The sequence below is a fragment of the Paraburkholderia phymatum STM815 genome (assembly GCF_000020045.1).
Lineage (GTDB): Bacteria > Pseudomonadota > Gammaproteobacteria > Burkholderiales > Burkholderiaceae > Paraburkholderia > Paraburkholderia phymatum.
The window spans coordinates 218,799-243,330 of record NC_010625.1; the positions used below are offsets into that span (position 1 = coordinate 218,799).

The window sequence follows — 24,532 nt, forward strand, 5'->3', positions numbered from 1 at the left end:
TTGTTGCGCCGCGCGTCGGGAAACGTTTGACCCCAGCCTGACCACGTTTGACGGAGAGCGACGATGACCGCACCCATTCAGCCCGGCCGCATTGCGGACCTGGTGATCTACAACGGCAAGATAGCGACGCAGGACGACAAGCGCTCGTTCGTGACGGCGCTCGCCGTGTCGAAAGGCGAGATCGTCGCGAGCGGCAACGATCATGACATGATGCAATGGGCGAACGATGCCACGCGCCGCATCGACCTGAAGGGCCGCACGGTCATTCCCGGCCTTAACGACTCGCATCTTCACGTGATTCGCGGCGGCCTCAACTTCAATCTCGAACTGCGCTGGGACGGCGTGCCGTCGCTGCACGATGCGCTCGAGATGTTGCGCGCGCAGGTCGCGCGCACGCCTGCGCCGCAATGGGTGCGCGTGGTCGGCGGATGGAACGAATTCCAGTTTGCGGAGAAACGCGGCCCGACGCTCGAAGAGATCAACGCGATCGCGCCAGACACGCCCGTCTTCATCCTGCATCTTTACGATAGCGCGCTGCTGAACGCAGCAGCGCTGCGTGCCGTCGGTTACGACCGCGACACGCCGAATCCGCCGGGTGGCGAAATCCAGCGCGACCGCCGTGGCAATCCGACGGGCATGCTGATCGCGCGCCCGAATGCGGGCCTGCTGTACGCGACGCTGGCCAAAGGACCGAAGCTGCCGCTCGAAGACCAGATGAATTCGTCGCGTCAGTTCATGCGCGAACTCAATCGACTCGGCGTGACGAGCGCGATCGATGCGGGCGGCGGCTATCAGGCCTACCCCGACGACTACGCAGTCATCATGGAACTCGCGAAGCGCAACGAGCTGACGGTGCGCATCGCATACAACCTGTTCACGCAGAACGCGAAGAAGGAAATCGAAGACTTCGCGAAGTGGGTCAAGGTCACGAAGCCGGGTGACGGCGACGACTTTCTCAAGGTGAACGGCGCGGGCGAAATGCTCGTGTTCTCAGCAGCGGACTTCGAAGATTTCCTTGAACCGCGCCCCGATCTGCCGGACGCGATGGAAAGCGAACTGGAAGCCGTCGTGCGGCTGCTCGTGCAAAACCGCTGGCCATTCCGGCTGCATGCGACGTACGACGAATCCATCGAACGCTTTCTTAACGTGTTCGAGCGCGTCAACATCGACACGCCGTTCAACGGGCTGCGCTGGTTCTTCGACCATTGCGAAACCATTTCGCAACGCAATATCGAGCGCATTGCCGCACTCGGAGGCGGCATCGCGGTTCAGCACCGGATGGCGTATCAGGGCGAATACTTCATCGCACGCTATGGCGCGGAGGCTGCAGCGCGCACGCCGCCCGTGCGGCAGATGCTTGCGGCCGGACTGCCCGTCGGTGCGGGCACGGACGCGACGCGCGTGGCGAGCTTCAATCCGTTCGTGTCGCTGTACTGGCTGGTGTCGGGGCGCACCGTGGGCGGCACGCCGATGTACGCCGCGCAGGACCGCCTCGATCGCATGGAAGCGCTGCGCCGCTATACCGTCGGCAGCGCCTGGTTTTCGAACGACGACACGCGCAAGGGCGCACTGGTGCCGGGGCAACTTGCCGATTTCGCCGTGCTGTCCGACGACTTCTTCACGGTCGACGAAGACGCGATCAAGCATTTGACGTCGGTGCTGACGGTGGTGAACGGCCGCGTCGTGTATGCCGCCGACGAGTTCGAAACCTTCGCGCCGCCTGCATTGCCCGTCAGCCCGACGTGGTCGCCCGTTGTGGAATTCGGCGGCTATGCGCGTTACCGTCCCGTTGCCGCGCCGCTCGCGCAATCGTGCAACGATGCGTGCGTGAATCTGTGCGGCGTGCATCGCCACGCGCATGCGTGGGCATGGCGCAGCGACGTGCCTGCAAGCGACGCCAACTCGTTCTGGGGCGCGCTCGGTTGCAGCTGCTTCGCTTTCTGAGGCGCCTGCACGCGATGAACCGCTTTTCCGCCCCCGACGCTGCGCTGCTGTTTCTGCGCGTCACTGCAAGCGTGCTGGTGCTGCTCGTGCACGGACTGCCGAAGGCGCTCCATTACACGAGCCAGCTCGGTGCGATCGAAGACCCGTTGCATCTCGGCAAGACGCTGACGCTCGCGTTTGCGATCTTCGCTGAGGTGGTCTGTCCGCTGTTGATGATCGCGGGCATTGCGACGCGGCTCGCGGCGTTGCCGGTCATGCTCGTCAGCGTCATCGCGCTGGGCCTCGTGCATCGCGAATGGACGCTGGATCAGGGCCAATTCGCGTGGATGCTGCTCATCATGTTCGGCACGCTCGCGATCGGCGGTGCGGGGCGTTACCGCATCGCGCCGTGGCGGCATGCATCTGGGGAGCGGGGACGGTCATGCTGAACGTGCACGCGGTACGTCTCGTCGAAGTGGCGGGCGTCGGGATTCCGCAGACGCCGCTGGCGATCGCGGCAGCGCAAGCCGCGCACGCGTCGTTACCCGCTGTCGTGACGGCTCATGCGTCGCGCGTGTTCGTATTCGCGGCGCTGGCGGCGCGCCAGGAACGCGTCGCGTGCGAACCCGACACGCTGTATGTGGCGGCCATGTACACGAACATGGGCTTGAGCGCGGCGTACGCGCATTCGAATCTGCGCTACGAGATCGACGGCGCGGACGCGGCGCGCGCATTCATGCAGCGTTACGGCGCGTCGGCCAGCGTGCTAGACGACGTATGGTGCGCGATCGCGCTGCATACGACGCCCGGATTGCCCGCGCACATGTCGCCACTGACGCGCCTGCTGTCGTCTGGCGTGCGCGCGGATCTCTTCGCCGCCAACCTCGATACGTGGACGCAAGCGGAGCGCGACCAGATCCTGGCCGCGTGGCCGCGCGGCATCCGCTTCAAGGAACGCATGATCGAAGCGATCGGGCGGGGCGTCGGGCATCGCCCCATGTCGACGTTCGGCACGGTCAGCGCCGATGTGCTGGAACGCGTCGATCCCAACTTCTGCCGAACGAACTTTTGCGGACTGATTCTCGGCTCGCCGTGGAACGATTAGCGCGGCGTGGTCGATATCGGGCAAGCAAAGGAACGAACAGCGAAGCCATCAAAACCGAAGCAAAGCGCGCACGCCGGATCGATGCGGCGCGCGAGGAGTGAGCCATGTCATATCTGATTTCATTGGGCGCGGGCCTCGTGGTCGGCCTGCTGTATTACCTTGTGCGCGTGCAGTCGCCCGCGCCGCCGCTGATCGCGCTGGCGGGCCTGCTCGGCATCGTGATAGGGGAGCATGCGATTCCCTTCGTGCAGGCGCAGATCCGCACGCCCGACGCGCAGACGCAAAGCGCGCCGTCCGTTACCACGACCACGCCGGCTTCGTCATGCAGCAAGGACAAGTAAGCGCGGGCGCGCAGGCGCAGGCAGCGGGGCAGCCCGATCACGTGATGGGCGAGGATGCATGGCTCGCGACGATCGCGGGCTATGTCGACACGCTGGGCTTCGTCGCGCTGTTCGGCCTGTTCACCGCGCACGTGACAGGCAACTTCATCCTGATCGGCTCGGGCCTCGCGGGTGCGGGGAAGGGGCTGCTGATCAAGTGGCTGGCGTTTCCCGCGTTCGTCGCGGGGATCGTGCTCGCGCGCGTGCTCGACAACCGTCTGCTCGCGCGAGGACATGGAACACGGGCCTGCGCGCTGTACGCGATGCAGGCCGTGTTGCTCGCGGGCTTCATGGTGGCGGGCGTGCTGGCTGCCCCGATTGCCGACGCCGACGCGCCGATGACGATCGCCTGCGGCCTGCTCGGCGCGGCGGCGATGGGTGTGCAGAACGCGCATGGCCGCCTGACTGCGCGCTCCGTCGTCGCGAACACAGTGATGACGGGCAACGTCACGCAGGCCGTGATCGATGCGTTCGATCTGCTGTTCTCACCCGGCGACGCGAAGACTCGACATGCGGCGCGCACGCGCCTCGTGCGCACGCTGCCGCCTGTCGCCGGCTTCGCGGTCGGCGCGGGTGCGGGCGCAGCAGGCTATCTGCTCGCGTCGTTCTGGGCGCTGCTTCTGCCGCTCGCCGCGCTATGCGTGCTCGCGGTGCTGTCGGGAAACACGGGCGCGCGTTCCTCCTGAGCGCCCGTCGAGAATCCCATCGCACCGCATCTATTACCAGCAAGGAGTGTTTTCATGAGTACCGTCAAGATGTATCGATTGTTGCGTGCCGTGGTCGTGTCGATCGCGGCGCTCGGCGTGACGCTGGCGGGCGCGCCCGCGTTTGCCGAAGCCGACCATCAGAATGGGGGCAAGAGTTCGCCCGTTGTGTCCGTCGGACCGCAGTACGACACGACGCACGTGTACGTGCCGAGCCAGGACATCGACGCGTTCGTCGACAGCTTCGTAGCAACGTTCGGCGGTAAGGCATCGCAGCGCGCCGTGTTCACGGTCACGCCGACGCCGAGCAAGACGGCGTCGCAATACGTGCAGACGCCTGTGGGCATGCTGTCGGTGTTCGCGTTCCAGACGCCCGTTCCGTATCCGTTCGGCAGCGAACGCACAGGCTATCTCGTCACGGACATCGACAAGGCCGTGCGCGCCGCGCGCGCGGCGGGCGCGGACGTGATCGTCGACACTTTCGACGACCCGATCGGCAAGGACGCCGTCATCCAGTGGCCGGGCGGTCTGTATATGCAGCTGTACTGGCACACGAAGGCGCCATCGTACGGCCCGCTCGAAACGGTGCCGGACAATCGCGTGTATGTGTCGCCGCAAGCGGCCGACAACTTCGTCAAGCGCTTCGTGCGCTTCTCGCACGGCAAGGTCGTGTCTGACGACCGTCATGCCGATGGCGCGGAAATCGGCCGTCCCGGCGACACGATCCGGCGCATACGCATCGCATCCGGTTTCGGCAACATGCTCGTGTTCGCGACGGACGGCAAGCTGCCGTATCCGTTCGGCCGCGAGACGACGGGCTATCAGGTCGCAGACCTCGACGCGACGCTCACGAAGGCGCAAGGCGTTGGCGTTAAGGTGTTGTCGGCCGCGAACCGTACGGTCGAAGGGCGCACCGCGATGGTCGAGTTCCCCGGCGGCTATGTCGCCGAGATTCACGAAGTGAAGAGGTGAAGGTGCGACGTTCGAGGAACGGCGCGATGGACCGCGCGACGAGCGTGGCGGCCTGCGCGGCGCTTGCCATATGCGGCCTGGCGAAGGGCGCGAGCGCGCTCGCCGCCGAGGCGTCCGCTTCCGCTGCTGCCGCGGACGCGCCGGCTTGCACGGCGACACGGCCGTCGGGCCTGTCGTTCAATAGATGGCAGGAGGACTGGTCGGTGCTCGCATTGCCGTGCGTGCCGCGCAAGCCGTTCGACGCGCTCAAGTACATTCCGCTCGGCGGCGATCCGTCGACGTATCTGTCGCTCGGCGCGAATCTGCGCGAACGCTTCGAGCTGAACAACACGCCGCTGTTCGGGCTTGGTAGCGCGCGGCCCGACAGTTACGTGATCCAGCGCGCGGAAGTGCATGCCGATGCGCGCGTTGGCCAGCACGTGCAGGCGTTTTTCCAGCTCGAGGATGCACGGCCGTTCGGCAAGGATTCGGTGTCGCCTGTCGACAAGAATCCGCTCGATATCGAGCAGGCGTTCGTTGCGTTCGTCTATGGCGTCGGCGGGGGCACGTTCAAGGCGCGCGTCGGCCGTCAGGAGATGGCGTTCGACTTGCAGCGCTTCGTTTCCGTGCGCGATGGCCCGAATGTGCGTCAGGCGTTCGATGCGCTGTGGGCCGATTATGAAATCGACAAATGGCGTTTCATCGGCTATATGACGCAGCCGGTGCAGTACCGCGATGCTACGACGTTCGACGATGTGTCCAACCGCCATCTGACGTTCAGCGGCGTGCGTGTGGAGCGCGCGAACACGGGGCCGGGCGATCTGTCCGCATACTGGTCGCGCTACAACCGCGACAACGCGCGCTTTCTCGATGCATCGGGCACCGAACATCGCGATGTGTTCGATGTGCGTTACGCGGGCAAGGTCGCGCCGTTCGACTGGGATGCAGAAACGATGCTGCAGACGGGGCACGTGGGCAAGGACACGATCGGTGCCTGGGCGTTCGGCATGCTGGGCGGCTACACGCTGGCGTCGATGCCGGGCACGCCGCGCATCGGGCTGCAGGTGGACGGCGCGTCGGGGGATCGTCATCCCGGCGACGGACGGGTTGGAACCTTCAATCCGTTGTTTCCGAATGGCTACTACTTCACGCTTGCGGGTTACACGGGGTATAGCAATCTGATTCACGTCAAGCCGTCGATTACCTTCAAGGTGACGCCGAAGGTTTCGCTGCTGACTGCGCTTGGGTTCCAGTGGCGTGCGACTACCGCTGATGCGATCTATGGGCAGGGATCGGCTGTGGTGCCTGGGACGGCGGGGAAGGGAACGCGGTGGACGGGGATGTATGCGCAGGTTCGCGCGGACTGGCTTGTTAGCGCTAATGTCGCGCTGGCGCTTGAGGCTGTGCACTTTCAAGTCGGGGATTCTGTTCGCGCTCTCGGCGCGAAGAATGCCGATTATGTTGGGGTCGAGGCGAAGTTTGGTTTTTGATTTTTTGCCTGCGGCGCGGCGGTGTCGGGTTTGGTTTTTTTGCTTTTGCTTTTGCTTTTGCTGGCATCCGCGTTTTGCCTTCGGGCTTCATGCGTTGCCCCTGTGCCGGGCATTTTTACTGTTGCATAGAGTTGCTTGGCGTCTCATAAGCCATAAGGATCAAGCCCTTACGTTGCATAGGGTGGCGTAGAGTTGCATAGAGTGTCATACGGAAAGTGTCCTCCATGTGTCCTACGCTGCCCTGTGCGACGGTCGATCAACGACCCAGGGAGAGGGCTAAAAATGGCACGAGTCGACATCAACCGCAATTTCCTGCTGACCATCAAGGCAGACGGCAAGGCGCGCTACATTTCCGATGCAAAGCTGCGCGGGTTCTGCGTCAAGGTATCCCCGTGCTCCTGCGCCCCGAGTCGGAAGAGGATCGCGCCCGTCTGCTGGAAGCACTCGAACATATGGCCGACGTCAGCCCGGTAAATGCGACTATCGCGAAAGAAGGCGTCGAGATTGCATGCGCTGGCTCGCTACCTTTTTGTAGTGAAGCGGATCAACGTCTTCTGAGTCTCACCACAGACGGCGTGGCGACGCAGCACTGAGACGAGGGCGGGCATCGCCTGCCCGCTATCACATCTCAATGCGCCGCCGCTTGCGTATGGAGACAACCGGCTCGGCCCTTGGCGACGTGACAGGGTGCACGACAGGCTCGGCTGGCGGCATTTCCATCTGTCCGTGCACGACCTCACGACCCAGTCTGCGCGCTTTGTTCCTGATGCGCTGACGGCCCAGCATGAACGGGTGGCCGACGCCGCCATTGCGCCCAGGCTTCGCATCCGGCATTTCCTCGGGATTGACGGGCGGTTGGGATTGCTCTTTCATGGATGGTCAGAACTGCATTGTGGCCTGGACGCCGGCCGTGACGCGCGCGGTCGGAAAACCTGCGGGTTTGTAGATGGGTGTTCCAGCGAACAGGTCATACGAGAACCCCGCGTACTTCGCCGGAATGCCGCCACGGATGCCAATCACCGCGCCCGCGAGTTGGGTGCCCGCCAGAATCGCCGTGTTCGGCCCGAACACGCGCCCGTAGTCGATGCCTGCGTATAACGTCTGACCCGTCTGAAAGATGGGCCATTGCAGTTCATTGCGCCAGTAGAAACCTTTCTCTGCCGCGAGCATCGTTTCGCCGTCGAAACCCCGCACCGTGTAGCGGCTGCCGATGGTCAGATCGTCGATGTAGAACAGCCGGTCGTTCGTGAACTGGCCGTGAACGGTCGACAGGTAGCGGAAGTTTTGCGTCGCAATCGCGAACGGCACCGACAGGTTAGCGTCGAGCACGAGCATCCTGTACAGGTAGGTGGGCAGTGGCTTGCCGTCGTCTGTCGATGCGTACAGGCTCGGGTCGGGGTCGCCCGTTGCGCCCAGGCCGTGAATGCCTTGCCGGTATGCCAGTGTTCCGTCGAACTGCGCTGCGCCGAAGTAGTGGCGGTCGGTCAGCCCCGCCTCGACGAACGTGTTGTTGCGGTCCTGGATCGGGATCGACGTGCCTTCGATAAAGCTCTCGCCGAAGCGCTTCGACAGTTGCAGCTCCATGCTGAACACGTCGTTCTGGCTACGCGAGAGCACGCGCGCGAGACGGAACGCGGCCGTCTGCGCGTTGCCGCTCGATACGAAAGTCTGGTTCACGCCCGCAATGTTCTGGTAGTAGGTGTTCGTGTTGCCCGACAGCGTCGCCGTCCAGTAGCCCCACGGCACGGAGTACGAGCCGTTGAAGCCGTGTGAGCCGAGTGTCTTGTTGCCGAATGACAGGTCCTGGTACGCGCCGACCGTCAATATGTCGTTCAGCCCGAGCGGGTTGTCGAGGCCGAGGCTCACGTTGCCTTGCCATTTGCCCGTCGCCTTCGTGCCTGAGTTGTCCACCGATGCGACGAAGCTCCAGGGTTTCGCGCGCTTCACCGCAATTACCACATCGCTTTCGCCCGGAGATTCCGCAGGCTCGATCTTCATGTCCATGTCCTGCGACGCGACGCGCTTCATCTGCTCCAGACCCTGTTCAAGGTCTCGCAGGTTCAGCAGGTCGCCGTCGCGTGCAGGGAATGCGGACTTCCATGTCCCGCGCGTGTCGGGATCGGCGAAACGGAGATGCCGCACGGTGCCAGGCACGAGTGCGACTTTCAGTGTGCCTGTCGATACGTCCTGTTCGGGCAGCAGGACGCGCGTGGTCACGTAGCCGCGTGAAAGGATCACCTGCTGCAAGCCCTTCGTGAGCACGTCGAGTCCGGCCTTGCCGATGCACTCGCCCCGGTAGTGGTCGAGCCATTCGCGCGCGAACCAGAAAGGATCGAGCGGCAGGTTGGAAGCGCCGTTCTTGCGCGCGAGGTCGCGCAGCGTGGCCGGGACGTCGAGCGCGAATGTGTCGATGTGAAAACACGGGGTCTCGCGGGGAAGGTCGGGATATGCCCCGTCTTTCGGCACGGTCGAGCGTACTGCCGGCGCGTTGACCGTCTTTGCGCGTTGCTGCGCGTCGCGCTGCTGCTGGAGCTGCTGGTTCTGTTCGGCGTTCGCGCGTGCGGCCGCTGCTGCGTCTGCGGGCGCCGGCGTTTGTTGCGCGTTAGACGCGAGTGTTACCAGGGCTGTGAGCGGCAGGGCCGCCAGCCTCTTTCGGATTTTCATACGGTAGGTGTTCTACTTACAAGGAGAAAATTCGAACCTTCGCCGAGCCAACGCGGCACAAAAAACGCGGCTCGCCTTACCCTCGATGCGCCTCAAGTTCAATTTTCTTCAATACTCCGCTCTTCTCGTCAAAATAAAAATTTGCAGCCTTGCTTGTGCCCGTGGGCACTGATGCAAACCCAACTATTACGTACGCACTCGATTTATATGAGTATGTCCAGACCTCCATCGACCCAGCAGTTATCTTTTTTTCTGGCGGGCCAAACCGGCTAACCACGTCGTCCCTCGTTGCGACATCTAGCTTGAACTGATCGACCAGCGATTCCTGAGTCGCATCCTCAAGCTTCATATTGCCCGTTCTTTGACCCGAGCTGAACGCGCAACCAGTTAATGCTGTGACCAGCACGACAATTGATATTGTCTTATTCATAAAAATCTTCAATTCTGATCGTCAATAAAATTTTATGGCTTGGGCGCAAGATGACCCGGAATCCACACCCACTCCATGCCGCTCCATTTCCAGTAGCCCATGACCCAGAACGAGCTGGCATTGGGTGGTAGCACGGGCTCCATCTCAGGCTTCGGCGGCGGCATGGGGGGTGCGCCGGGCGGCACGTGCTGACATGCCGCCAGCAGCGCGAACGCTGCCAACACATATAAATTACGCATCGTTTTGTGGCCTATGAATGAGCTACCTTTCGCTCTGTTCAAGTTGCCGGTTGTAGACGTGTGCTCACCTTTTAATGACGTAATACATGATCGCCGCAAGCAACACAGCACCTAACCAGCACTCAAGAAACCTTCTTGATGCGACAAGAAGACGAGAGCGAGCTTCTAAGCCCAATGGGCTCAAGTAAACGCTTGAGAAAACAGCCCTGCCTTTAAACATACCCGAATCAAGAATGGTCAACCCCTCTTTTGGACTGTTCAACATCCTTAGAAACCAATACATTGCGCCCACCACATACACAGCACCCGCTATACAGAGCAGGGCGAACGCAGCGCCAACGATGCTCACAACATAGCGCAAGGCTTCCTTATCGGCGTAGAAAGGAGAATTGAAGATATCTACCGCAATTGCAATAAAAGCAAGTGCGGCTATCGCCGTCACCGGTAGTCTAATCGGCTTAATCTTCATGTCTATATCCTCCACTCACTTGCACAAAGACTGAGTGAATTCGCTCTTCAGATTACTTATGCCGAACGTGCAATGCCATATGGAATGTGGTCCTCTATTCGACGTATCCTGCTTTTCTCAGCGCCGTTGGCAGATGCTTGGTGCACCATATGCAATAAGCTACAAAGAATGGACCTCCAGCAAAAATCAAGGTGCGATTTTCGTTCAGATGAAATAGATAACGAATCGCTTCAGCGAACAAGAAAGACCAAAAAACTCCGGTTCCAAACGTCAACGAGACTACAATGATCCCGGCACGCAAAATCCGATAGGTTTCTTGAGAGATCATTTTTTGCTCGCACCTGTGCTGTCGTTGTAAACCGTTATTCCTTTGGATCCCACGCCATATAACATTAATGGTTGATTCACTCCCGGCAGCGCGCCACCTGTCAATGGTAACAATTTCGTATTGTTGTATGCGGAAACCGTGACGCCAAAAATTGATTGCGGGCGACCTAGTCCGTCTGCCGTTCCCATATTAAGTGGCACGTTCACAGAAAGTCCTCCAATGCTCACACCAAGATTGGCGGCGTCGTAAATCGTGTTACCCCACCTTGGCGAAATATAATTTAGTACAGTTTGTCCAGGATTAAATCCCGCTGCGCCATTACCCTGATAGAAGTTATAGAGACCAGTCGCACCTTCCGTTAGGTCACTCGCTCCAAGTGCCGCCATCGGGGCTCCCAGCACACAACCTGCGGCACTGCCGCACATTCCGATACCAGCAACAAACGCCGCGCCACCGCTTGCAACCTTCATAACGTCTTTGGCTGGGGCAATCGTGTTTGCCTGCACGTAGTCCACAAACCCTTGCATAGGCGTGTAGTTAAACAACCCTTGGCTTTGCTGACTTTGAACCCACGCTATTTCATTCTGTAGACCCGCCGCCTCTACAACGCTTACGTAGTTCTGTTGGTATGCCGCACTGTTTGGCGGATATTGCGCCCAACACTGCACGACATAGCAAGCTGCGGCAGTCAATTTTTGCTGTTCACCAGGATCACCGTTCGCCTTATTGGCAATCGCGTTTTTTTCACTTTTATCCAATTGGCGGTTAAAGACTTCGTTATTCGCCGCTGATCCGGCACCGGCCAACGCACCCGACGAACCGCCGCCACCCAGCGCACCACCAGCAGCACCGCCCGCCGTCGCCACGATTTCGTTGAGCGCATTGCGCAACGCCGCCTGATTTTCGGGCGGCACTTGGGCTACTGCCTGGTCGATGATCGGCTGCGCCAGCGACTGCAACGCATCGCCCGCGAGCGAACCGCCGACCGCGCCCGCGATGTTGCCACCCGACATTGCCGCACCAATCGCGGCAACTGCCGCGTGCATGGCATCGCGCGCAACGCCGCCTTCTGCAAAGGCCGGATTGGTGTTTTCAAGCTGATCCGCAATCTGTCCGGCTGCATAGGTGGCGGTCTTGCCAAACGCCTGTGCAAAAGCGAGGTTGTTCTGGACCTGTTGCAGGTTGAAGGTATTCTGCACGGTCTGGTTCGCGTTGGCCGTGTCGCGCGACAGGCCCGCCGTGCTGTCCGTTCCGTTCTGCTGGTCGGACTTCACGGTGATCGTGCCCGGACTCACCGCCGCGCGGGTTGTGCCGCTTGCGCTGTCACTGGTCTGTGCAAAGCTCGGGCCGCCCGACAGCGAGAAACCTTCCGTCGAACCCGAGTACGACATCGAGTTCTGAACATTGGTAAAGCCAAGGCTTCCTGTCGTCAGGCTATTGTTTTCAGCTGGGGCCGCGCTCGCAATCTTTGCGCCGTTAAGCTGCGTATGACCTGCCACGTTCACGTCAAAGCCGCCCGTGCCCGCCACGATGCCCGTTTGCCTGTTCACGGATGCATAGTTGCTGTCGATGCCGGTGTGACTGACCGAGGCATCCACGCCGCCACCGTAGCCGAACGTAAAACTGCCGCTGGCTCCGCTGCTATGCTGGTTCGCGGAGTAGGTCGACGTATCCTGAACACTGGTCATCGTCAGATTGCCGCCGACATCCGCGTTCACCGTATTGCCCGACACCTGCGCGCCCGCGAGTGTCGTGTCGCCGCCGGATTTCATCGTCAGCGTCTTGCCTGCCGCCACGCTGGTATCCGTTTGTGTGACGCTGTCACCGTTGCCCTGACCATGCGTGTTCGATCCGTTCGCAAAGATGCTGATTCCAGTGTTCTTGCCGACGCCGATTCCCACACCCGCATTCCAGCCGCTCGAACTGTTCGGGCTGCTGTCCTGTTCGGTGCTCTGCGCGCTTTGCAGCGTGATCGCATTGTTCGCGTCCAGCGTGACGTTTTTCCCGGTCACTGTTGCGCCGGTCATGGTGATGTCGCCCGTGCCCGCCTGGGCGTTGCCCTTTGTATCCGGTATGCCGGTCGCCGTCACCGACACGTTGCCGTTACCGATAATCGATGAGCCCTTCGCGCTCGTAATCGACGTGCTGGAATGGCTGCTACTGTGGCTCGACCCGACGCTGATCTGCAGCTGGATACCTTGCGTCGCCGAGCTGCCATCGCCGTTCGCCAGGCCACTGGCGGCGCTGCCGATGGCGCCGCGATTCTGGTATGCCATTTCCGCTGCCGCCACACCCTGGACTGCGGCGAGACGCGAATCGCCAGACTGCACACCCTGGCGAACCGTATTCGCCATCGACTGCCCGAGGCTCACGAGGCCGCCACCCAGCCCCACGCTCAGCCCCGACTGGCTGGTCTGCTGAGACTGGGATTCGTGATAGGTATCGTAGGCAGCATTGACGGCGACATTCTGGCCGGTCAGCGCCACGTTACCGCCCGCCACAACCTCACTACCCGTGATGCCGAGATCCTGTCCAGCCGTGATCGAAACGTTACCGGTCGATGAGCCAATTACGCTGGCGTTATTCTTGACGCTCGACTCCCAATCGGTCGTGGCGGTTTTCCTGCTGCCGATCGTGACGCTCAGGCCACTTGTTCCCAAGCCCGAATCCTTCTCCTGATAGCTGCCCGACGACTGCATGGTGTCTTGCGATGTGGCGATATTCACATCGCGCGCGGCATTCAGCGATACCGCATTCGTGCCGACGATGTCGCTGCCCGCTACGTTGATGTCCTTGCCACTCGCGATCGATACGCCATCCGCAGAAATCAGGCTACCTTGTGAGAGCGTCGTCGTCGTGTCGCGTGAACTCGACACCTCCTTGCCGCTCAGCCCATTGCTGTGGCTGTGCGTCTCCTGCCCGTTATCGACGTGCGTTTCCGTCGCCGCACCGATATTGACATTGCCCGCCGCCGCCAGCATCGCGTTGCCCCTGTCGAGTTCGACCGCGCTGCCGACGAGGTTGAGGTCCTTGCCGGACGCAACCGTCAGGCTGTCGCCGCTGTGCAGCGTCGTCGCGGTGAGCGTATCGTCGGACGTGTGCGACGACTCCGAGTAGCCGCCGTGGTGATCGCTGCCCGAACTATTGCTGTCAACGGTCGAGGTCGCCTTCGCCGCCTGCAACGTCACGTTGCCCTTCGCCGCGATCACGCCGCCACCGCCGAGGTCGATGTTCGCACCCGTCGCCGTCAGGTCACCGCCGACGCCAATCTGCGACACACCGCCGACATTCACCGAACTGCCCGTCGTCTGGTTGAAATCGGTGTTCGAAATGCCATTGGCGCGCTCGACCACCTTGTGCTCGCCCGTCTGCACCGAGCCGATATCGTAGTTGCCGCCCACAGCCATGCCGAGGTTGCCACCCACGTTCAGGTTGCCCGCGTTCTGTTCGACGTTGCCGCCCGTCACAATGACGGCGTCACCTTTCACGTTCAGGTTTGCCACCGGGCCGAGTGTGGTCGTGGTGCGCGTCGCGCCCGTCGCGCTGACCTGGTTGACGGTCTTCACCGCCGTATTGAGTAGCAGGTCGCCGCCCGCGTTCAGCGCGAGGCTGCCCGCATTCACCGTCGCCGAGGTCAGATCCACATTGCCCTTCGTCCCCAGCGACATCAGGCCGCCGCTTTGCAGCGCACCGAACGCGTTGTCGATCTGCTGGCCCTGAATCGACAGCGTATTGCTGGCCTGCACGGTGCCGCTATTGCTGAAGGTCTGCGCGTTCTTCAGGTCGATGTCGGTCGCCGCAATCAGCGGCCCGTTCATGTCCTGCTGGCTGGCCTTCGCGAGATAGACGACGGGCACCAGCACGGATTGCCCATCGACCACTTCCGTCTGCATGATGATGACGTTGCTGGTGAGCGCCGCCACCTGGTCCGGCGACAGGCTCATGCCGAGTGGCAGATCAAGGGACTTCGCGAGCGACGCACCCGACGCCAGCATGGCCTCATACATCGACTGGATATCGGTGTACGGGCCGAGTACCGCCTTGCCGGTCAGCGACGTGATCTGGTTGCGCACCAGCTGCTGCTCGTAGAAGCCTTCGCCGAGGCGCTTTTCCACGGTTTGCGGATTCAGGCCAAGCTGCTGCAGATAGTAGTCGCTGGAGATGAACGACTTCTGGCTGGTGAAGGCCGGGTTCGTCTCGATCAGGTACGGCGCGTTCGGCGCGGTGTCCGGCCGGAACAGGCCGCCCTGCGGAATCGTCAGGTGGCTGAGGACATTGACCGCCGTCGCGCTCGCGATGACGGGATTGACCAGCCCCGCGCCCCCGTTGATTCCGCCGGCATTCACCCCGCCGGCCGACTGGCCGGGGACAAGGCCGAGCGACGGAACGCCCGCGTTGCCCGCCGTGTTGCTGATGTTGACGCCCGTGCCCGAGAGCGTGCCGCCTGCCACAAAGGTCGATTCGTAGCTGGGCAGCGCGTAATAGCGGATATCGGCGGGTGCCGCCTGCGTATAGCCGCCCGGATGATTGGTGACAAACCCGGCATTGCCGAACGGCAACTGCCAGTTGTATTCGGAGTTGTCGTAGTTGTTGTAGTGATATTCGCCCGAGTAGGTCACCTGGACCTGCGGCGCTGTCTGACCCTGCCAGCTGTTCTGGTCGAGCGTAACGGGCGCGGCGATGTTGCCTGCCGCCGCGACTGCACTCCAGTAGTTCTGGAACAGGCCCACCTTCGACGCGTCCAGGTTGCCACCGGCAATGATCTGCGCCTGCGGGCTGATGGATGCGATCAGGTTCGCGACCGCCACGCCCGTATAGGTCGTGTATTCGTACGTGCTGTTCCACTGGCCGCCATGCGGCGGATCGGTAAAGACGCCGCCGATGCTGTTGGGGTCCTGAATCCCGACCTGGCCCGTTCGGCCGGAAAGGCTGATGCCGAGCTGCGCGAGCAGCGCCGGATCGACCGGCTGGTTAAAGCCGGTCGTGGTCATCGTCGTGCGGGTGTTCGTCACCTGGGCGGCGTCGAGCGCCATGTCGCCCGCCGACTGGATCAGCGCGGACTGGTTGCGGATCAGGTTAGCGTTCGTGTAGTTGCCGCTCGCATCCTTGCCGCCCGCCAGCACGACCTTGTCCAGACCGTAGATCGCAGTCGTCGCCTGCGTGTCGGTCATGGTCGTGTCGTCGCGGTTCTCGATGTCGGGCGCGAGCAGTTCAAGCGTGCCGCTGCTGTCCGTCGCGCCGATGAGCGCGGTCGGCCCCACGTTCGACAGGCTTTGCGTGGCATTGAGCGAGACGCTGCCGCCCACCATCGCGCCCGTATTCTCCAGCGTGGCCGAGTGCGTGATGAGCGTGCCACCCGCCATCAGAACGCCGCTGTTGGCGATGTCACCCGCATCGACGCTCAGGTTGTTGACCGATTGCAGGCTCGCGGCGTTGGTGAACGCGCCGGGCAGGGTAAAGGCGAGGTCGTGACCGGCGTTGAACTGGAAATCGGGCGTCGGTGCAAAGTTGCCCTGGACGTTGATCGCGACGTCATTCGCTGCGCTGTAGGCGCCGCCGCCCGTGAGCCCTGCGGCGTTGACGGACAGGTTGTGTGTCGCGCCGATCTGCCCGCTGGTGTTCGTGAGCGCGCCCGTCGCGGCAATCGTGACGTCGCCGTTCGAGCCCGTCAGGTTGCCAATCTGGCCGTTGCTATTGTCGACGGTGTCGGCTTGCACCGCGACGTTTGCGCCGCTGATCTGGCCGTAATGCGTATTCCCGAGCGCCGACGTGTCGACGGCCACGTTGCCGTTACCCGTCATCACGCCGCCCGTGTTCACGATCTGGCTGCTGCCGTGGATGGTCGTGCCGCCCGTGCCGAGATTGCCCGTCAGGCCGTTCGTGTTGTCGACAGACGCGGCCTGAATGCTCAACGTGCTGGTGTCGTCCGTTGCGCCTGTACCGGACTGGATCTGTCCGTTCGTGTTCGTCAGCGTGCCGCCGCTTGTAAGCGTCAAGGATGACAGCGAGCGGACTGCGCCCTGTGCGTTGTTCACGTCGCCAGAGACGGTTGCGGCAATATTGCTCTGTGCGGCAAGCACGCCGCCAGTGTTGTTCAGGCTGCCAGCCCGCGCCGCGATCTGGCCGGCGCTGATGATCTGGCCGCCCGCGTTCGACAAAGCGCCCGCGCCGTTGCCCGGCGCGATGGTCAAGGTGCCCGTCCCGGCGTGGAGAATCTTGCCCCCGTCGTTGTCGAGTGCGCCGGGTGCGAGCGTGAGGTCGGTGCTGTTGGTCTGGAGTGTGCCGCCGCTCGAATTGTCGAACGTGCCGCTGACATTGAAGCCCATCGCTGATGAGCCGTACTGCGTAATCGTGCCGGCGTGGTTCAGCAAATCGGTGGCATTCAGCGTGATCTGGTTGGCGCCGGTCGTGCCGCTGCTGTTGTCGAACGTCGATGCCGTGATCGATGCCGCGCTCGCGGCTGTGATGCTGCCCGAGTTCGTCAGCGACGTGCCAGCCGAAAGTGTTGCATTGCCGTTCGCCGCGAGCGTGCCGCTGCTGAACAACGTCTGCACGGCCGACGCGATCAGGTTCTGGACGGCAGTGATCGAACCGGCGTTTGCGACCTGTCCCGCCCGGATGGTCACGTTGCCGTTCCCGCCGATGCTGCCGCCCGCGCCGTTCTTCAGCAGGCCGCTCACGGTGAGATTCAGGCCGTCGGCATTGAGCGATGCGATGTGACCGCCCGTGTTGTCGGCGGAGCCCGCCTGCAAGGACAGCGCACCGTTGGCCTGCATCGTGCCGCTCTGGTTCGAGACCGCGCCCGTGACCGTTGCCGTCTGCGTGGCCCCGGACACCATCTGGCCGCTGTTATTCGACAGGGCGCCAGCTGTGATCGCCTGCGCACCGCCCGACGACAACGCGCCGTTGTCGGTCGTCAGTGTGCCGGTGGTGCTGGCATTGAGCGTTGTGCGTGCCGTCGTCGTTGCGCCTGCGAGATTGAGGTTGCCATTGGACGCGGTGAGCGTCAGTGCGCCATTCGCTGATGTGCTGCTGCCTGCAAGATTCAGCGATGCGCCGCTGATATTCGCACTATCGCCCGCCGCGTTGCGGCCCGTCGCAGCGACTGCGCCCGTTGCGGCAACGGACAGTTCTCCCGAGTTCGCAATCGTGCCGTCGCTGTTCACGCCTGCGCCGAGCGTCCCCGTCGATGCAACGCTGCCGGCAGTGACGGACATGTTCTGCTGCGCGGCCAGCGTACCGCTGTTGGTGAGCGCGCCCGACGTGTTTGCGCTGACGCCTTGCTGCGCGTAGGTCGTGCCGCTGTTATCGATGCCGTCGCGCGCGCTCGCCGTGATGTTGCCGCTCGCGTTCGTCTGTCCGGCGAGGACGAGCTTGCCCTGCGTCGTCAGGATCATGTCGCCCGCCTGCGCCGCGAGCACGCCCTTGCTCGACACCCCGACACCGTTCTCCGTGCCGACCAGAACGATGCGATTCGCGTACATGCCACCGAGATTGCTCACGTCGATGGACACGCCCGGCGCGGGGCCGCTGCCTGCAATCGGTGTCGCAGCGAGCGTGCCGTAATCGATGGCATTCGCGCCCGTCACGACGTTCAGGTTTTTCGCGTAGATTGCGGCATTGACCTGGAGCGTACGCGCCAGCAGGTCTACCTGATCAATATTCGACGCATTGAAGCCCGCGCCCTGCACGGTGATGTTGCCGCCCGTTACGTTGCATCCCGACACAGAGCCATCCGGCGCGAAGTTCGGTGTGCCGGTTGTCAGGGTCGCACGCGACGTATTGATGAAGCCGGCGCCATCCAGGTACAGGCCGCTCGGGTTTGCCACGACGACCTGTGCACTGGGGCCTGCGACCTCAAGATAACCCCGCAACAGGGACGGCGAACTGCTGTTGACCTGATTGACAATGATCTTCGCCGAATCGTTCGGGCCGAAGTTCGGATTGCCATTGATATAGCCCGCCAATTGCGTGTTCGCAATCGTCGGCGAGTTATTGAGAATGGCACCCCGGTTTGAAACGTCGAACTGGTTGTACGTGTTGACCGAAACACCAGCGCCCGCGGAAGGCTTGTTGATGTTGACCTGCGGGATGCCATTTTGCGTCGTGATGACGCCCGGTGCGTGCGCGCCGCCCGGTACGATCTGCGCGAACGCCAGCAGGGGCGCGACAGCCAGCATCAGCGCAACCAGATTGCGAAGCGGCGAACGTGTTACCTTCCTTGACGCGCGGCCCGTTGCGCGGGTCTCGCCGGCAGACTTGCCCGTAGCGGTGGCGGTTTCCTCGACGGCCACGAGCATCCCGCGAAGCCGGCTGAATACAAGCCGGTAAGTCGTCCTGTTCATTTTTTATTCGTCTTGCTTATTAATGAAGCGGTAAACCTAGACGAAGGCGCGCGCTATTTCTGTCAGGATTTGTCAACGCTCGCGCCGGCGCAACACTTCGCGATAAATCGAACCTGTCTGATTGCGTCGCGTACGAACCCGTTTACTCGGTAGACGAAAAAAAGCCCGCTCGTGGCGTAATGCCGTTCAGTTAATGTCCTTGTTAAGGTATCGGACGGTGTAACGTTTGGGGCGGGATTTGACGACCCGGTCGCATGCGCGGCCGGGTCGCTTTTCATTGGGAAGAGACTTGAGCCGGTCCCGCAGACGCTGAAGGCATGCAGGCAATTTTGCGTAGGCCGGCGTGAGGGCGGCCCACATCATTTCGTGCTGGATCGTATGGAGCGCTCGCACGAAGCTGATATCGGTCGGCGCGAGTTTCGCTTCCCATGCGGCGCTGGCGATCTCACGGCGGATCAGGTTGTAGGCGATCAACGCGCCCCAGATCTCCTGATAAACCCCTTCGACGGTACGACTGCGCAAGGTCAACTCTGAACCCAGCATCGATTGCTTGAGCTCCCCGTAACTGGTTTCGATTCGCCAGCGGCGCTCGTAGCAAGCAACGATATCGGCGGGTTTAAAGCGTCGGCGATCCCCGAGCGAAGTCAACAGCACGCGTTCGCGTCCGCGCGCGTCGATGGCCCGGATCGCTCGCGCATTCCAGAATTCGGGCAAGGCCGGACACTTCTTGCGCGCCTGCTGCGAGACGCGCATGCGCACCATTGCATCGTCTGCCGTACCGGCGATCACTTCCCAGCAGGTATTGGACTTGGCGGGAATCAGAAAGTGGCGATTACGTCCGTTCATCGTCAGGCCGCACAGGATCTCGGCGGCCAGAAAGCCCTTGTCGAACACCGTCAGCGAATCGTCTGGTATCTGCGGCAGCAGGCTCTTGGCGTACACCATTTCGTTGGTGTCGTAGCAGCCAAAGTTGATGTCGGCCACCAGATGCGTCGGGATCGCAGTCAGCGTTACCGCACGCACCTGTGGATAGCTGGCCACCTTGCCACTCGCATAGCCCTGCGCGCCAAAGTGCTCACGGTTGGCCGCACTGTCGGGCGTGCGCAGCGTGGTGCCGTCCATCGCCCACAGACTTAACCCCTTGAACGCATGGTGAGCCGCGTCCTGAGTCGTCCACGCCCGCGCCGTCTGCTCAAACAGCCAGGCCATCGGTGCCTCGCCGATGCGTTGGCGTGCCTGCACCACCGCACTCTTGCTGACAAATGGCGCGGCCTCGTTGGGCAAGGCCAGATCGAGACTATCGAGCACCTCGCTAATCGACCAGTGCCGGTACATCGCCAGCGCGATGACTAACCACACCACCTGCTCAGCAGGCAAGCGCCGGCGCCGAATACTCGCCGCCCCCGTAGCCTGCACCGCCCGTTCGATCCATTCGTAGGGCAGATGCTCAGCCAGCCGGCTGAGGTCGGCCGGCTGTTGCGCATCGAGCAGGAAGGTCAGGTGACTGGAGAGCATCGCGCCGAAAAGTTAACAGGTCGGCGCCTCGTTTACAACATCTTCCCGGAACAAAAACAAAAATGCCGTTCAGTGCCTAACTGAACGGCATTACCGCTCGTGGCGGGCTGTTAAGGGTTGCTCACAAATTGGCCGGGAAGCAACCGGACCTTTGTGCATCTGGGTAGATGCGCGTGAATCAAGCTCATCATAGGCAGCGTATGGACCGGTCGCTATAGGACGGTTCGCAATTTACATTACTCCAGCCATTTTTCTTTGCTGCGGTGTAAAGAAAAGTAGGCAAAAGAAAGTAAGGACTGAAAATGAGCGAAAAGCCCCGCTGCGCAAGGGTTTGGCGGATTGCAAGTTTTGTGCAAAAGAACAACTAACCCACCAGAAACCCAAAACGTCAGCCGGTCCGGCCATCGGCGCGTCCCGTTTTTTGCACTCTGGCGCGCGTGTAACCTGTGTGTAACCGCCAGACTGGATGTCCGCTCTGAGGCTTCCCAGACCGGACAGATCACTCTGCACCGCAGAAAAACGAGCGCCCCGTTGAAGGCGGGGCGCTCACTTCAGGCTGCTGCATTCGCGCTTACTGCACACATCCTCTCAGCCAGTCAATCTCTCCTGCATCGTCAACCGAACTAACGAGCGGTGTCCCCGGTGCCTGATGCAATGCCGCGAAGATTTCACAATCGGCATCAACAAAGAGCACGAGTAGTCCACCATCGATGGCTACTTCGAGAACGACGTGATCAAGGTCTTTGCCATCTGGGTGCATGTTCAATAGCGCGGCGACGCATTGCTCGGCGACGAACACCGACTGGAACTCTGATAGCGGGACGTTACTTGCAACCTGAACCGGGAAATGGATAGGAGCGTGCGGCATCTCTGCTTCCTCCACGTCATGGCGCGGGTCCGCGTGGACGCGTAACCCGCGCTGTTCCCCCCGAACGGATATTTGAGGGGTGTGGAGTCGTGTGTGGTGTATCCCGCTGCCCGCACACACGACGCCGTGAGCCGTTGGAACTACCGGCTCCCAAAGCTTGCCGCGACCGACTGGCCTGTTGCCGCACCAGATTGCGGGTGGGATACAGCGGCGATTTTGCGCGCATAGCAAACCGCTTCGCATCGTGGGGAAACCCTAAAGTCAACGACCTGGCAGGGTATGTATGAGAACTTTGAGCGCCAGAAGTAGCAATGCAAACGAAGTGATATCTACGGCAAGCAGGGCCAAGCCAGAATTCCCATACGCCACTTTCATCCCCTGACGTCGAGTCTCTATTGAAACAAGATGCGCACCTGTCAGCGCAAGCATTATGCAGACGGTCAGATAAGGATGGGCATTGATAGCAGTCGCCAGCACCTCACCGTAGTGAAACAGTTCTACGTGTGGCGTAGCGCTGATCAAGGCGATTGACTTGGTAGCGATACCTAGCCAGAAGCCAAAAACCCCAGTCGTGACGACGAAATACAGCAGAGGAACGCCGGTAACAATTAGCCCGCACTCACAACAAATCACCGTCGCGCATCGGTGGTACGTCCAGGGCAGCACCGCCAACCCGTACAACATAACCACTACAAAACCGAATGATGCCCATCCACCGTAGGTCATCAGGCTATCAAACCGAGAATACCCACGGTGACTCAGCACGCCGGACTGGGCCAGCGTCTGAAAGAGCAATTGGCCGGTCAGCTTCTGCATACCGCTTTGCACCAGGCCAGCACCTATGCAGGGGCTTGTCCATAGTCAGCGCGACCGCGCATACATGGGCCGATTGTGACAGTGAATGAAGTGAGATGGGCGTACGTACAGCGGAGCGAATGCCAGCAGCGGATATAGCACCCATCGAGCAGTTTGAATGGTTTGTGAAATGACGCGACGCAGGAAAAGCATCTTTCTCTCACCAACAACGTTGTTGTCTTGTATTCCCGGCAGCGATATCGAGCTGGCGGGGCACCGCAGAGGCGCCTCGGAATAGGCGCCTGGCGCGCCGTCACCAAGGCAGCGCGCCGCTCATCACGGGTTATTTTTCTGGCAGGGCTAGGAGATTGTCCGTCTTGCGGCCATCTGCGACGGTCTGAACGTACCTGATACGTCCGTTACTATGGACTTCCACCCAGGCACTGGTTTTCTTCGGGTCACGGTCAGGACAATAGACGCTCCTTGTCCCGTTCTTTTCGATGAACTCAACCATTTGCTGACGGGTTGACATCCCCGTCTTAGCCGTGTCCCTTTCCGTCAACCACCTGGACCCACCAAAGATCCGAAATGTGTTCATGACCCTGACCGCCAGCCATGCGTCGTGCGGTGCGTCTATATTTCGTGCTCATGCCACTCCTTTCTGCGGATGTGGAACTACCAGAATTGTCATCAGGCGTAGCCTGAAGACCCGTACAACACACAGGATCAGAATTGCGCCGTCACCTGAAATCCGAGCGTGACGCTCGGAGCGGGAAAACCCGACGGCGCATTGGTCGGCGTATCCGCAAATACGACATGGCTGTATGCGCCCAGCTGCGTCGGTGCAGAGCCCATCAGGCCGATTGCTGCGCCCGGTGCCGCTTGGAAGCTATTCCCATTCCGCGACACCGCCATGCCGCGAACACGTCCCCGAATGATGCTGGCTGAAGCTGTAACTTCCGTCAGCGCAATGGGCCGTAGCGCCCGGCCGAACCGCGCCATCTTTGGTTCTTGAGGGTGAATGCACGTTATGGCCATCGTGGTTGACGTAGTGGCCGTGATTCGTCAGGTCGGATTCGTCCGGCTGCGTCCATGCATCAGTAGCCGATGTGCGCGCGTAAGCTGGCAACGTCCCAAAGGCCATTGCTAAAACAACGAGTGAGGTAATTACTTGCTTCGCTGTGCCAGAGCCAGCATTGAGTCTCATGAGAATTCCCCGGTCAGATTTCGGGAGATACCATACCTATCCGTCAACGTCATACCTCCGGCGTTTCCACGGAATCTTGGTGCGTTCGAGAAGTGCGCAGCTTGGGCACCAACTACCGTTCGTCAATATCGATTCAGGGCTGGTCTCCCAGACGTGCCCCTTCGCACATTGCCATTGCAGCCTAACCTTCACGCCATGCGATTCGGTACTCAGGCACAGGCCGCCGCGCTCGCGGGCCGCGTTCTTGAACACTTCAATGGGGGTACGTAGCTGATCGACAACACAGCGCTTGCACCAGCGTCCTTCGAGCAGATGGGCACCCCTCGTTTCCCATTCGTGCCCCTTGGCACATCGCACGCGGTATCGCTTCTTCAGACCGATATAGCTGGTGTCAAGGCATTCTCCGCCGAGGGTAGCCGCTTTCTCGCGAAGTCGCTCCATGCCATCAGCCAGACGCTTGCGCAAGCCGTTACCTTTCGCCCAGCATTTCGCACACCAGGAACCCTGACTAATGTTTTCCGCCTGCACTGACCACCGATGCCCCCGAGCGCACTCCCACTCATAGGGAGTGTTCATGCCCAAATATTCGGTTGCCAGACATCGTCCGCCGTGCCTGGCCGCGAGTTCGATGAGACGATCCAGACCATCAATCCTTGCGCAAAGAGGGCAACGGGTTTTCCTCCTACCATCCTGGCGCTGCGAATCTGCAATAACATAGTCAGCGCGGCGCAGCAGGACATGCCCACGTCCGCACCGGAATTCATGCTGCCCGGTCGAGCCATGCCATTCCTTCGAGAGCAGTGTCAGACCGCGACTGCGCGCCGCTCCCGCGAGACGCTGCAACGATTCTTCAGGGACAAACTTTGCCATTGAACAAGTATTGAAATTAGGCCCAGCTACCGCGCAACACGATTGTGATTACGGAGAAGCGTCTGCATTTTAAAATGCGCCGGCCCGCATCAACTTCCGTTACGCAATGGTCATCGTTTGTTGCAGGCGCACCAATGTGCAACCGCAGGAGGTGTGATGCCCTCGAGCGCCACAGGCATACCGGAGACAATTGTCAAGTCATCTCCCTCGACAATTGAATTGATGCCGTGCTCAGCGCAATTCACTCGG

General features: G+C 61.3%; 21 protein-coding genes. 8 read left to right on the forward strand and 13 right to left on the reverse strand.

The window, feature by feature from the left end:
• The first annotated feature begins 63 nt into the window (after nt 1-63).
• From BPHY_RS28635 to BPHY_RS42005, 8 genes are all read left to right on the forward strand, one after another.
• Nucleotides 64-1,944 carry an amidohydrolase gene (locus BPHY_RS28635; protein WP_012404951.1) on the forward strand — a complete coding sequence of 627 codons (1,881 nt, stop codon included), beginning with the start codon at nt 64-66 and terminating at the stop codon, nt 1,942-1,944.
• 14 nt (nt 1,945-1,958) lie between these two features.
• Nucleotides 1,959-2,372 (forward strand): DoxX family protein, encoded by a 414-nt coding sequence (locus tag BPHY_RS28640; RefSeq protein WP_012404952.1) that lies wholly within the window; start codon nt 1,959-1,961, stop codon nt 2,370-2,372.
• Entirely contained in the window at nt 2,366-3,028 is a 663-nt protein-coding gene (locus tag BPHY_RS28645; RefSeq protein ID WP_012404953.1) for an HD domain-containing protein, read from the forward strand. Before BPHY_RS28640 ends, BPHY_RS28645 begins: the two co-directional genes overlap by 7 nt.
• A 104-nt stretch (nt 3,029-3,132) precedes the next feature.
• Nucleotides 3,133-3,369 carry a DUF1427 family protein gene (locus BPHY_RS28650; RefSeq protein ID WP_012404954.1) on the forward strand — a complete coding sequence of 79 codons (237 nt, stop codon included), beginning with the start codon at nt 3,133-3,135 and terminating at the stop codon, nt 3,367-3,369.
• Nucleotides 3,351-4,094 (forward strand): YoaK family protein, encoded by a 744-nt coding sequence (locus BPHY_RS28655; RefSeq protein WP_012404955.1) that lies wholly within the window; start codon nt 3,351-3,353, stop codon nt 4,092-4,094. Before BPHY_RS28650 ends, BPHY_RS28655 begins: the two co-directional genes overlap by 19 nt.
• Nucleotides 4,095-4,148: 54 nt before the next feature.
• The gene (locus BPHY_RS28660; RefSeq protein WP_012404956.1) at nt 4,149-5,084 is read left to right on the forward strand and encodes a hypothetical protein; all 936 of its coding nucleotides are present in this window, start codon (nt 4,149-4,151) and stop codon (nt 5,082-5,084) included.
• 26 nt (nt 5,085-5,110) lie between these two features.
• Entirely contained in the window at nt 5,111-6,553 is a 1,443-nt protein-coding gene (locus BPHY_RS28665) for an alginate export family protein (RefSeq protein ID WP_012404957.1), read from the forward strand.
• A 392-nt stretch (nt 6,554-6,945) separates the two neighbouring features.
• The gene (locus BPHY_RS42005; protein WP_157686832.1) at nt 6,946-7,146 is read left to right on the forward strand and encodes a hypothetical protein; all 201 of its coding nucleotides are present in this window, start codon (nt 6,946-6,948) and stop codon (nt 7,144-7,146) included.
• Between the two features lie 28 nt (nt 7,147-7,174).
• On the opposite strand, the gene BPHY_RS28670 is transcribed toward BPHY_RS42005, so the two are convergent.
• The 13 genes from BPHY_RS28670 to BPHY_RS39950 all read right to left on the reverse strand — a co-directional run bounded on the left by BPHY_RS28670 (nt 7,175) and on the right by BPHY_RS39950 (nt 24,283).
• Complete coding sequence (locus BPHY_RS28670; protein ID WP_012404958.1) at nt 7,175-7,426, reverse strand: hypothetical protein; 252 nt, start codon at nt 7,424-7,426, stop codon at nt 7,175-7,177.
• Between the two features lie 6 nt (nt 7,427-7,432).
• On the reverse strand, nt 7,433-9,217 hold the full coding sequence (locus tag BPHY_RS28675) for a ShlB/FhaC/HecB family hemolysin secretion/activation protein (protein ID WP_012404959.1): 1,785 nt from the start codon (nt 9,215-9,217) through the stop codon (nt 7,433-7,435).
• 76 nt (nt 9,218-9,293) lie between these two features.
• Nucleotides 9,294-9,647, reverse strand: coding sequence for a hypothetical protein (locus BPHY_RS28680; RefSeq protein ID WP_041765601.1), 354 nt, complete (start codon nt 9,645-9,647; stop codon nt 9,294-9,296).
• A 32-nt stretch (nt 9,648-9,679) separates the two neighbouring features.
• Nucleotides 9,680-9,886 carry a CDI system lipoprotein BcpO gene (gene bcpO / locus BPHY_RS39940; RefSeq protein ID WP_012404961.1) on the reverse strand — a complete coding sequence of 69 codons (207 nt, stop codon included), beginning with the start codon at nt 9,884-9,886 and terminating at the stop codon, nt 9,680-9,682.
• 64 nt (nt 9,887-9,950) lie between these two features.
• On the reverse strand, nt 9,951-10,355 hold the full coding sequence (locus BPHY_RS28685) for a hypothetical protein (protein WP_157686834.1): 405 nt from the start codon (nt 10,353-10,355) through the stop codon (nt 9,951-9,953).
• Between the two features lie 324 nt (nt 10,356-10,679).
• Nucleotides 10,680-19,028, reverse strand: a complete 8,349-nt coding sequence (locus BPHY_RS28690) for a hemagglutinin repeat-containing protein (protein WP_012404962.1) — start codon at nt 19,026-19,028, stop codon at nt 10,680-10,682.
• 186 nt (nt 19,029-19,214) lie between these two features.
• A complete protein-coding gene (locus BPHY_RS28695; protein ID WP_012404963.1) occupies nt 19,215-20,543 on the reverse strand; it encodes an IS4 family transposase in 1,329 nt (442 codons plus the stop codon).
• A gap of 571 nt (nt 20,544-21,114) precedes the next feature.
• Nucleotides 21,115-21,411, reverse strand: a complete 297-nt coding sequence (locus BPHY_RS42010; protein WP_157686836.1) for a hypothetical protein — start codon at nt 21,409-21,411, stop codon at nt 21,115-21,117.
• Between the two features lie 261 nt (nt 21,412-21,672).
• Nucleotides 21,673-22,227, reverse strand: coding sequence for a hypothetical protein (locus BPHY_RS28705; protein ID WP_041765607.1), 555 nt, complete (start codon nt 22,225-22,227; stop codon nt 21,673-21,675).
• 322 nt (nt 22,228-22,549) lie between these two features.
• Entirely contained in the window at nt 22,550-22,804 is a 255-nt protein-coding gene (locus BPHY_RS43385; protein ID WP_322789043.1) for a DUF3892 domain-containing protein, read from the reverse strand.
• Nucleotides 22,805-22,932: 128 nt separating this feature from the next.
• Entirely contained in the window at nt 22,933-23,061 is a 129-nt protein-coding gene (locus BPHY_RS28715; RefSeq protein ID WP_157686838.1) for a peptide transporter, read from the reverse strand.
• A 34-nt stretch (nt 23,062-23,095) separates the two neighbouring features.
• On the reverse strand, nt 23,096-23,413 hold the full coding sequence (locus tag BPHY_RS39945; RefSeq protein WP_012404966.1) for a DUF3761 domain-containing protein: 318 nt from the start codon (nt 23,411-23,413) through the stop codon (nt 23,096-23,098).
• 36 nt (nt 23,414-23,449) lie between these two features.
• The gene (locus tag BPHY_RS39950; RefSeq protein ID WP_012404967.1) at nt 23,450-24,283 is read right to left on the reverse strand and encodes a zinc-ribbon domain-containing protein; all 834 of its coding nucleotides are present in this window, start codon (nt 24,281-24,283) and stop codon (nt 23,450-23,452) included.
• Between the last annotated feature and the right edge of the window lie 249 nt (nt 24,284-24,532).

What these genes read in the sequence shown, in the direction of transcription:
- BPHY_RS28635 (WP_012404951.1), top strand. Translation starts at nt 64, where the DNA reads ATGACCGCACCCATTCAGCCCGGCCGCATTGCGGACCTGGTGATCTAC.
- BPHY_RS28640 (WP_012404952.1), top strand. Translation starts at nt 1,959, where the DNA reads ATGAACCGCTTTTCCGCCCCCGACGCTGCGCTGCTGTTTCTGCGCGTC.
- BPHY_RS28645 (WP_012404953.1), top strand. Translation starts at nt 2,366, where the DNA reads ATGCTGAACGTGCACGCGGTACGTCTCGTCGAAGTGGCGGGCGTCGGG.
- BPHY_RS28650 (WP_012404954.1), top strand. Translation starts at nt 3,133, where the DNA reads ATGTCATATCTGATTTCATTGGGCGCGGGCCTCGTGGTCGGCCTGCTG.
- BPHY_RS28655 (WP_012404955.1), top strand. Translation starts at nt 3,351, where the DNA reads ATGCAGCAAGGACAAGTAAGCGCGGGCGCGCAGGCGCAGGCAGCGGGG.
- BPHY_RS28660 (WP_012404956.1), top strand. Translation starts at nt 4,149, where the DNA reads ATGAGTACCGTCAAGATGTATCGATTGTTGCGTGCCGTGGTCGTGTCG.
- BPHY_RS28665 (WP_012404957.1), top strand. Translation starts at nt 5,111, where the DNA reads ATGGACCGCGCGACGAGCGTGGCGGCCTGCGCGGCGCTTGCCATATGC.
- BPHY_RS28670 (WP_012404958.1), bottom strand. Translation starts at nt 7,426, where the DNA reads ATGAAAGAGCAATCCCAACCGCCCGTCAATCCCGAGGAAATGCCGGAT.
- BPHY_RS28675 (WP_012404959.1), bottom strand. Translation starts at nt 9,217, where the DNA reads ATGAAAATCCGAAAGAGGCTGGCGGCCCTGCCGCTCACAGCCCTGGTA.
- BPHY_RS28680 (WP_041765601.1), bottom strand. Translation starts at nt 9,647, where the DNA reads ATGAATAAGACAATATCAATTGTCGTGCTGGTCACAGCATTAACTGGT.
- bcpO (WP_012404961.1), bottom strand. Translation starts at nt 9,886, where the DNA reads ATGCGTAATTTATATGTGTTGGCAGCGTTCGCGCTGCTGGCGGCATGT.
- BPHY_RS28685 (WP_157686834.1), bottom strand. Translation starts at nt 10,355, where the DNA reads ATGAAGATTAAGCCGATTAGACTACCGGTGACGGCGATAGCCGCACTT.
- BPHY_RS28690 (WP_012404962.1), bottom strand. Translation starts at nt 19,028, where the DNA reads ATGAACAGGACGACTTACCGGCTTGTATTCAGCCGGCTTCGCGGGATG.
- BPHY_RS28695 (WP_012404963.1), bottom strand. Translation starts at nt 20,543, where the DNA reads ATGCTCTCCAGTCACCTGACCTTCCTGCTCGATGCGCAACAGCCGGCC.
- BPHY_RS42010 (WP_157686836.1), bottom strand. Translation starts at nt 21,411, where the DNA reads ATGCCGCACGCTCCTATCCATTTCCCGGTTCAGGTTGCAAGTAACGTC.
- BPHY_RS28705 (WP_041765607.1), bottom strand. Translation starts at nt 22,227, where the DNA reads ATGCAGAAGCTGACCGGCCAATTGCTCTTTCAGACGCTGGCCCAGTCC.
- BPHY_RS43385 (WP_322789043.1), bottom strand. Translation starts at nt 22,804, where the DNA reads ATGAACACATTTCGGATCTTTGGTGGGTCCAGGTGGTTGACGGAAAGG.
- BPHY_RS28715 (WP_157686838.1), bottom strand. Translation starts at nt 23,061, where the DNA reads ATGGGCTCTGCACCGACGCAGCTGGGCGCATACAGCCATGTCGTATTT.
- BPHY_RS39945 (WP_012404966.1), bottom strand. Translation starts at nt 23,413, where the DNA reads ATGAGACTCAATGCTGGCTCTGGCACAGCGAAGCAAGTAATTACCTCA.
- BPHY_RS39950 (WP_012404967.1), bottom strand. Translation starts at nt 24,283, where the DNA reads ATGGCAAAGTTTGTCCCTGAAGAATCGTTGCAGCGTCTCGCGGGAGCG.